Annotated in this window: 7 protein-coding genes and 3 pseudogenes; 1 reads left to right on the plus strand and 9 read right to left on the minus strand. The window is 39.3% G+C overall.

Going from position 1 to position 8948, the window contains the following annotated elements:
* Positions 1–10 precede the first annotated feature (10 nt).
* Positions 11–397: pseudogene (locus tag DPV68_RS13445) on the minus strand (DUF6036 family nucleotidyltransferase); the annotation flags it as partial.
* 110 nt (positions 398–507) lie between these two features.
* A pseudogene (locus tag DPV68_RS13450) lies at positions 508–1263 on the minus strand (IS3 family transposase); the annotation flags it as partial.
* Between DPV68_RS13450 and DPV68_RS13455 the strand changes: the two are divergent.
* Positions 1255–2379 (plus strand): annotated as a pseudogene (locus tag DPV68_RS13455) (heavy metal translocating P-type ATPase); the annotation flags it as partial. The pseudogenes DPV68_RS13450 and DPV68_RS13455 overlap by 9 nt on opposite strands.
* A gap of 497 nt (positions 2380–2876) precedes the next feature.
* On the opposite strand, the gene DPV68_RS13460 reads toward DPV68_RS13455, so the two are convergent.
* From DPV68_RS13460 to DPV68_RS13490, 7 genes are all read right to left on the minus strand, one after another.
* Complete coding sequence (locus DPV68_RS13460) at positions 2877–3728, minus strand: cation diffusion facilitator family transporter (RefSeq protein ID WP_029336174.1); 852 nt, start codon at positions 3726–3728, stop codon at positions 2877–2879.
* Positions 3729–3940: 212 nt separating this feature from the next.
* Positions 3941–4414 carry a hypothetical protein gene (locus DPV68_RS15100; RefSeq protein WP_232819653.1) on the minus strand — a complete coding sequence of 158 codons (474 nt, stop codon included), beginning with the start codon at positions 4412–4414 and terminating at the stop codon, positions 3941–3943.
* 742 nt (positions 4415–5156) lie between these two features.
* Entirely contained in the window at positions 5157–5972 is an 816-nt protein-coding gene (locus DPV68_RS13470) for a ZIP family metal transporter (protein WP_029336175.1), read from the minus strand.
* A gap of 124 nt (positions 5973–6096) precedes the next feature.
* Complete coding sequence (locus DPV68_RS13475; protein WP_029336176.1) at positions 6097–7038, minus strand: cation diffusion facilitator family transporter; 942 nt, start codon at positions 7036–7038, stop codon at positions 6097–6099.
* A 23-nt stretch (positions 7039–7061) separates the two neighbouring features.
* Entirely contained in the window at positions 7062–7400 is a 339-nt protein-coding gene (locus tag DPV68_RS13480; protein WP_029336177.1) for an ArsR/SmtB family transcription factor, read from the minus strand.
* A gap of 420 nt (positions 7401–7820) precedes the next feature.
* Positions 7821–8240, minus strand: a complete 420-nt coding sequence (locus DPV68_RS13485; RefSeq protein ID WP_029336179.1) for a disulfide oxidoreductase — start codon at positions 8238–8240, stop codon at positions 7821–7823.
* On the minus strand, positions 8237–8911 hold the full coding sequence (locus tag DPV68_RS13490; protein WP_029595508.1) for a thioredoxin domain-containing protein: 675 nt from the start codon (positions 8909–8911) through the stop codon (positions 8237–8239). The genes DPV68_RS13485 and DPV68_RS13490 overlap by 4 nt, the downstream gene beginning before the upstream one ends.
* Positions 8912–8948: the final 37 nt, after the last annotated feature.

The raw sequence follows: 8948 nt of genomic DNA on the forward strand, positions 1-8948 counted from the left end.
TTTTGATTTATTATATACCCTTTTCCTGAAAAATTCGACTCAAGTCATGCACGTTACAAAATGGATCGTCCCACGTCATGTTTGCTTTGTATTCCTCTACAAGGTCGAGAAGTTTATCTTTATCGCAAAGTGCCAATAGATTCGTTTTTTCGAGATCCTCTAGATCCTTTTGGCGAGAGGAGAAAATCTTGGTACATGCTAAAAGTTCAATGTCGGGGATATACACATCAATCGCCTCGAACAGCCCTTCAATCTTATGCCGGAATTCATTTTCCCTAAAGTCTTCACGGGGTGGGAACTGAATCACCCCTTCGACAATTTCAATTTCATATTCATGAAGCGCCTCTTTCAATTCAGGTGTCACGACGCCCTCCGTCACGCGAATATCAATATCTCGCGTCGGACGATACTGAACTGCCCCCCGTCAAGTAGACAGGGCAAATAATGAAAACCAATCTAAACGGCTTGAGACCTGTATTCGACAGGGCTCAAGCCGTTTAGTCGTTTCTAGAGTAGACCATGGTTGTAGAACGATATGTAGGTCTCGATGGCCGACGTGAGTTCGCTATAGACCTGGAACTCACGCAAGTAGTACATCTCGACTTTCAAAGTGCCCCAAAAACTCTCGATCGGGGCGTTGTCGAGACAACGACCAACTCAGGACATGTTGCCGATTAGTCCTGCGTCTTTCACCATACGTTTGAACCCTCTCGAGGTATATTGGAGCCCTCGGTCACTATGGATCATCGGACGCGCTCCTGGACGGAGCCCCGCGATGGCTGGCATCATCGTCTGGAAGACGATCCCGTTGTTGTTGGACCTTCCGATACGATAGGCGACGATCGATCCGTCGTACAGGTCGATGATCGCGCTCAGATACGCCTTCTTCCCGGTACCATATTTGAACTCGGTGACGTCGGTGCACCATTTCTCGTCCGGCCGAGACGCACCGAATTCTCGGTTCATCAGGTTCTCGGCCACATGCTGTGGCATCGACTTCTTATGTCTCTTCCGCTTCCCGCGGATGATCGATTGGATCCCATGGATATGCATCAGGCGATAGACTTGCTTTTCATTGAACGTGGACAGACCTTGTTGCCTGCGTAGCCGATTGATTGTCATCGTGACCCGACGGTAGCCGTATGTACGGTTCGCCTGGTCATAGAGTAGACGAATGTCCTCCAGGAGCTTCTCGTTCTCTTCTTGACGCACCGATACGGTGCGGTTCAACCATTTGTAATAGGCCGCACGTGAGATGCCAGCTGGGAAACCTGGGTCTATCAAGGATTGGCGGTTCTAATAGTGGGTTGCCCGTGTGCCTTAGTCACTTCGACGCCGATTTCGATTGTTTCCGCCATCGGTAATGCTGCCAAAAAAGGGGTCTTGATTAAAGGCGGCGTATACCTGGAAGAAATGGGCGCGCTGAAAGCTATTGCATTTGACAAAACCGGTACCCTGACCAAAGGTGTACCTGTCGTCACAGACTTTAAAATCACGAACAAGCAGGTAAACGAGAGAGAACTGCTTTCTATCGTGACGGCATTGGAATATCGTTCTCAGCATCCGTTGGCCTCTGCCATCATGAAAAAAGCGGACGAGGAAAACATACCTTACACCTCTATCAGAGTTGAGGACTTCTCTTCCATCACAGGAAAAGGCATTAAAGGAACGATAGACGGCACCACCTACTTTATCGGAAGCCCGCTTCTCTTTAACGAGCTAGGTGTTGAAAGTATTGATAATAATCTGGACCAAACCGTAACGGCTCTGCAACAGCAAGGTAAGACTTCGATGATTATCGGAACGAAACAAAGCATATTGGCGGTTATCGCCGTAGCCGACGAAGTCCGGGAATCCAGCAAAGAAATCATCCGGAAACTACATGATATGGGTATTAAAAAGACAATTATGCTGACGGGTGACAACAAAGGGACAGGCAAAGCTATCGGCCAGCAAGTTGGCGTCAACGAAATCCAGGCAGAATTGATGCCAGAGGATAAATTAAATGTCATTAAACGCTTGCGAGCTGAGTACGACAATGTCGCGATGGTCGGGGACGGCGTAAATGACGCTCCGGCACTCGCTGCCTCTACTGTTGGAATTGCCATGGGTGGTGCTGGAACGGATACCGCTTTGGAAACAGCAGATGTCGCCCTGATGGGCGACGATTTGAGCAAACTACCGTTTACGATAAAATTGAGCCGAAAATCCCTAAATATTATCAAAGTGAACATCGCGTTCGCTATCAGTATCAAAGCGATTGCATTACTCTTGGTCATCCCGGGCTGGCTCACCCTATGGATAGCTATTATGTCCGATATAGGGGCAACTCTTCTGGTAGCACTGAACAGTTTAAGACTGATGAATGTCAAAGAATAAAAAAACAAAAATATTCATTTTTATATCCTCGAATTTGTACTGGGTATGATAAAAATAAATGATCTCTGTTTTTTAAGACGGCTTTAAGATGACTTCGGTATTGTTCCCGAGTCATCTTTTTAGGTTTCATTATCAGCTTTTTTATCATCAGACAGTTTTAATCGAGGCCGAACCTTATTCATTGACCGGAATATTCTCCGAAGTATGGAAAGAAAATCCGGTCGATAGGTCTACTAAACTATGACAATTAAATCTAAATATTTGAACGTTCGTTTTGGAATCATTCATTCATTCGAATACATCCTATTTTAAGAGACGAAATTTCGATAGTGTTCAAAAAAAAAACGAATGAGGGGGTTTCTAAATATACCCTCATTCGATATTCAGTTTCCTTGCACGTAGAAAAGTATTTATTGGTATCAGACGGTATGAAGTATAGAATTTTTACTCATATGTCGAACCTCAGTGTGGATTTGGTGCAAGGATGACTTATTTCTTTAGTTGTGTTTTTTTGATTCTAACTCTATTGTAGAATGTTTAATATCTAGTTTTGAAGTCACTTCTTTGACTTTTTGTTTAACAATAGTTGAATCCTTTAGATTCATCTCTTCTACTATTAAGTGTAAATTCATGGCGTTATCTTCGCCATCAATTGACCAGACATATAGGTTTTGAACAGAAATCACTTCTTCAATACCTTCAATCTTTTGCTTCACCTCATCGATGTCAATACCATCAGGGACAGCACCTAAAAGTATTTTCATTGTTTTAACTAAATTACGAAACACATTCACTAATATAAACAACGCAATAGCAATTGATAGGATGGGGTCAAGTATATGTATATCCTTGAAGAGTAAAACTATCCCTACTACAAGAACGGCAATCCAACCTAAAACATCTTCTAAAAGGTGCCAAGATAGTACTCCCTCATTTACTGATTTTCCTTTGTGTAGACGGAATGCCGCAAAACCATTTAAAAGCACACCAAAAATTGCAAACCAAATCATTCCTTGTGCATTAGAATGCTCCGGTTCAAACAGTAGAGGAATTGCTTGAGTAAAAATATATACAGATCCAATTATTAATATTGTCGCATTTATTAATGCTCCTAAAAGGGAAAAACGATTATATCCAAAAGTGAAGTTATGATCGGGTTTTTTGTTCGAAAATTTTTGTAAGAACCAGGACAGGCCCAATGCAAGAGCATCACCTAAATCGTGAATGGCGTCCGACATGATTGCAACACTATTAATCAAAAATCCCCCGATAAATTCACCAATCGAGAAAACAAGATTAATTATAAATGCTAGTTTGATATTTTTTGATGCCTTATCAGTACTCGCCATTGTTCGATCTCTCCTCACTTGGTAGTCCATCCTTAAAAAGGTTAGTTGTTAGAATAATACTGGTCTCTAGCGTTCTGCAATATAATAAATTTCTTTGCCTATTGATTGTAAACAACGCATACTTGAGAACTTAAGCGCAGTTCTTAATATTTTAATAAACAATCGAAGGACGTAATTTTTGAAAGCGAAATTAAATACATGTATCTAATTTGTTAGAACCATTTAGGCACTAATTTTATATATAAGACTTCTCCGAACAATTCGGTAACGGTCTGTAAAATGATCACTACAGCTACTTGTGTTGATAGGGGCTCTGGTAATATAGATGCTAATGGAAGAACTACAAGTGAATTCCTTGTTCCCATACTAAATGTAATTGCTCTTCTTGAAGCAATATCTAGTTTGAACAACTTACCAAGGGACTTTGACACCCATGGTATGATAAGTAGAAATAAAATATAAACTGGTATTACATCTATTAATGTCCCGAGGTCACTATACACTTCCCTAATTTGAGAGGCAACTACCACAAAAAGTACAAAAGACATAAATGGAACGGGAATCCATGGCGGCATTTTCATGATACGATTACCTAAAGAACTCTTTTTAGAACACAATTGTGTCATTATCGCTAATAGAAGCGGTATAAAAATCAAAAATAGAAATGCATCTAGAAATGGACCCATCCTAACGATACTAATAGCCTTTTCTCCTAATAATACGAATAAATATATGGGTAAGAGTATCGTCTGTAAAATTAAAAGAATCGGTGTTACTTTTAACAATATTGATTCGTTTCCCTTTCCCATCTTTGAAAAAAACAATCACATAGTCGATGCACGGTGTTAACAACACCAAATACACCCCCAGCATTAGTGATGAATCTTGAAGAAATATGATAACCAAAACCTAAACTATTAAAGGAACGGCAACAAAATTTCCTAATAAAAGAGCTACCACAAACCTCATGTTTGTAGCAGATCCATTCGATTTCAGAAACGGAATTTGAACGAACATCCCATACATCAAAACTCCTAAAAGGGGAGAAATAAAAATATCGAGATATACAGCTTCTGTATTCAATAGACCAAAGATTACTGCCAACATCAAAAAAATGATGTATATACTGACTTGGTGGGCTTCCACCTTCTCTAGCACTTGAATTCCGAATTTGCTTTCCTTCTCTATCAAAATCACCCCCAAAATTTTCAGGAAATTTCAGAATGAAATAGATAACTCCACGATTTTAATTGCCAGGGCAAGAGGTTTTATATTTTTTCTTCTAGTATTTTTATTTATCCAACAGTAAAAATACCGACTGAAAGTAAATATAATTAAGGCTCATTATTTACACTTCCGAATATAGTTAGTATCTTGAATATATATCAGTCAAAAAATAAAGTGATAACCATTAAAAAAATAATTATTTTAGCCTAAAGCCACATCTAAAATCATCATGATTGTAAAGCCAAACATTAAACAAACAGAAGCCAAGTCCTTGTTTCCATTTTCTTGAGATCCTGGGACTACCTCCTCCACTACAACAAAAATCATTGCTCCTGCAGCAAAGCTTAGCGCAAACGGAAGTAAAGGCTCCATTATGAGTACTGCTACTACTCCTACCAACGCCGCGAACGGTTCAACCATACCAGATAACTGGCCATAGAAAAAACTTTTACGACGAGATAATCCATCTCGTCTCAATGGCATTGACACAGCAGCACCCTCAGGGAAATTTTGTATGCCGATTCCGATTGCCAGCGCGATAGCTCCCGTGATTGATGATGAAGGGAATCCTGCTGCAACTGCTCCAAATGCAACGCCTATGGCAAGTCCCTCTGGAATATTATGCAATGTTATTGCTAACACCAGTAACGTGCTCCGCTTTCTCTTCTTAGGGTTTATACCCTCAGCCTCATCCATCGGTGAAGTGGGATGCAGATGTGGAATCACTTTATCAACACCTGATAAAAAGAATCCTCCAAGTAAGAAACCGATTGCAGCTGGTAACCACGCCGGAAGAGAATCTTGTTCCGCCATCTCAATTGCAGGTGAGAGTAATGACCAAAAACTAGCGGCAATCATTACTCCTCCAGCAAAACCGAGCATCCCATCCATTAGCTTTTGATTCATTGATTTTGTCATAAACACTAACGCGGCACCAAGCGCCGTCATCCCCCAAGTGAATAAAGTACCCAGCAATGCTTGAGTAAGGGGTTCTAACGAAGAAATATATTCAATCATCTATCAAAACTCCGTTGCCAAAAATCGAGTTTCTATACATGCTCAAAATTAAGTAACTATTATCCAAAATCAGCATTGCTGTCTCCTCCTCTTGATTGTCAATCCTACTCAACAGGTGATTTTTTTAATGTTGATGTACTACTTCCCCTACCTTCAGTTTGCAAAGCAATTCATCGCTGTGAGGATGAGAAAGAGTTTCGAATTGAATCGTAGAGTGTTGAACGTTCAGATGTGCTAAATCGTGTTCAATTTCTTGAAGTAGATTCTCACTGTCATAGATTTGTAAATTACCATCAACGACAACATGACATGAGAGTGCATTCATTCCACTTGTGATACTCCAAAGATGAAAGTCGTGTATACTCCGTACCCCCTCCTTGTTGTGAATGACTTGAAGAACCTTTTCGACATCAACGTTTTGTGGTGCACCTTCCATTAATACGTTCAATCCGGATTTCGTCACGAAATAACCACTTCGTAAAACAAGTCCCGCTACAATGATTCCTGCGAGCGGATCTGCCCAGTTCCATCCAAATGCCATGATAAGAAGCGCTGCCAGTATTGCACCGACTGAACCCAACGTATCGCTTACAACATGTAGATAAGCACCTCGCATATTCAAATTATGTTCTACGTCTGCACCTCTTAACATAATCCATCCAACAAGAAGGTTTATAGCAAGGCCAATACTGCTAACAATTAACATTCCTACGGATGCGACCTCAGGTGGTTGAATAAATCGATTGATGGCCTCATAAAAGATATATATGGAAATCAGTATGAGAGTGACCCCGTTTAAAACAGCTGCTAGAATCTCGAAGCGTCTATATCCGAACGTTTTACGATTGTTCGCTATTTGTTCACCTAATTTAAAGGCAAGTAATGCAATAGCGAGCGAAGCCGCATCACTAAGCATGTGACCTGCGTCCGCTAAAAGTGCTAAGCTATTTGTAAGGTACCCTCCAATCGCCTCTACAACCATGTATGCCGAAATAATAAAGAATGAAATGATCAAAATCTTTTTGTTAGAGGTATGAGAATGATCATGTGCATGATTATGTGCCATAAGATTAACTCTCCTTACTATATTTAGTGGTGTTTCGCATGCTCAATCGCCTGTCTTAGTAAGTTCATGACATGGTGATCATCTTCTGAATAAAATAGAGTAGTTCCTTCTCTTCTAAACTTGACAAGTCGAAGATTTTTTAAAAAACGTAGCTGATGAGACACGTTTGATTGACTTAAGTTAAGAAGATCAGCTATTCCGTTGACCGAATGTTCCTTTGTGCATAGCAGGGTTAATATTTTAATTCTTGTCGGGTCACTAAGTGCCTTGAACGTCTGAGATACAATAAATAGAGTCTCATCGTCAATCTGCGCCCCTATTTCTATTTCATTTTCTGTAGTATCTTCAATCGGTTCATCCATAAGTCAGTACCTCCGCTCATGATAACTATACATGTTCATATGTTCATATATAACTTATTAGACTTTTGCTGTGCCGTCAACACTTAATTTAAAAAACATTTATTCTATCAGCTCTACATACTTGAAGATTTGAGATACTTTCTCTGGTTTTGCGATTATTTCTTATTTTTAGCCATACAAAAACTACCTATTAGAGAGCTAGTTAGATCTCATACTCGATAGGTAGTCACGCTTTTTCAAAAAATCAATATAGTACACTAATGTTTTAAGAAAACGTCAATTGAATTATTTACTGGGTATTGTCTAATCTATTTTCCAACTTCAAAAAGCTTTTCATGTTTTTCTAAATCAAAGCTGTTTTTTAGTAAGCATACCAATTTGATACAATTAGTTCTTCATTTTTCAAATCCAAATCAAAAACTACTGTTTGGTACTGATTCGTCCAAGAATGACTGTAATCAGAAAAAAGGCGGTCAACGCTAAAAACGGAATTGTGATAAAACCCATCCAGTCAATGTACTGTGCATTACAGGAAACTCCTTGTTCACATGGTCTGACTTCCGAAAAGCCGGGCACCTTTTGTACAAGATAGTGGTAAAAAGAGATACAGAATCCGATTATTGATAAAGGGAGAACATAAAATTTGATTGAGCTATCTTCTCTGAAAACTGCAATTGCAAGAATCAAAGCTATTGGGTACATAAAGATACGTTGAATCCAACAGAGTTCACAAGGTATAAAACCACGAATTTCGCTAAAATATAGACTTCCAAGTACTGCAGTAATTGAAACAACCCAGGCGAGGTACAGTCCATATCGGTTTATTACTGAAGCGCTCATTGGGTTAGCTCCTTTTCAATTTGTTTTTTTATAGAGGTATAGTCGAATGGATTTTCAAGGATGACCCCATTAACTGCAATCGTCGGGGTCAGTGTAACATTGTATTTTTCTACGAGCGCCGCATCCATTTTAACTGATTCTAATCTAGAAGAACGACTTGATAGGTCTTCTCTAAATTTATTTAAATCTAGAGAAGGGACAGTCTTCGTCGCAATCTCTTCCATTTTCTCCACCGTAACCCATGGATTATCGTGTATTTGCACGTCAGGTTGAGCTTCATAAATAGCTTTGTGAAATTGCCAAAATGATTCTGGGTGATTTTTGTAAACAGATTCTGATGCAAGGGCAGCTAAAGTGGACTCATCTCCGTGAAACAAAACATTAATGTAACTAAAGGAAGCTTTCCCACTTTCAATGTAATCTTTTACAAGTTGAGGATAGATTGTTTCACCCCACTCTTTACACGAAGGGCATTTATAGTCTCCGAATTCTACAATTGATATCGGCGCTTCCTTTTTACCTATTGTAGGTTGATTATTAACTGATATCTTTTCATCTTGAACAATTTTAGTCTTTGATTTTTCGGAACTTTGATCATTTAAAAATAAAAAAGCTAAGACTGCAATTACTAATACGGATGTAAAAATAGTCAATAGTTGATTAGTTTTCAAAACAATTCACCTCTTTTATAAATTCGTTATTTCTTTT

It is taken from the genome of Exiguobacterium sp. TNDT2, from assembly GCF_003331145.1.
In the GTDB taxonomy this organism is placed as follows: domain Bacteria; phylum Bacillota; class Bacilli; order Exiguobacteriales; family Exiguobacteriaceae; genus Exiguobacterium.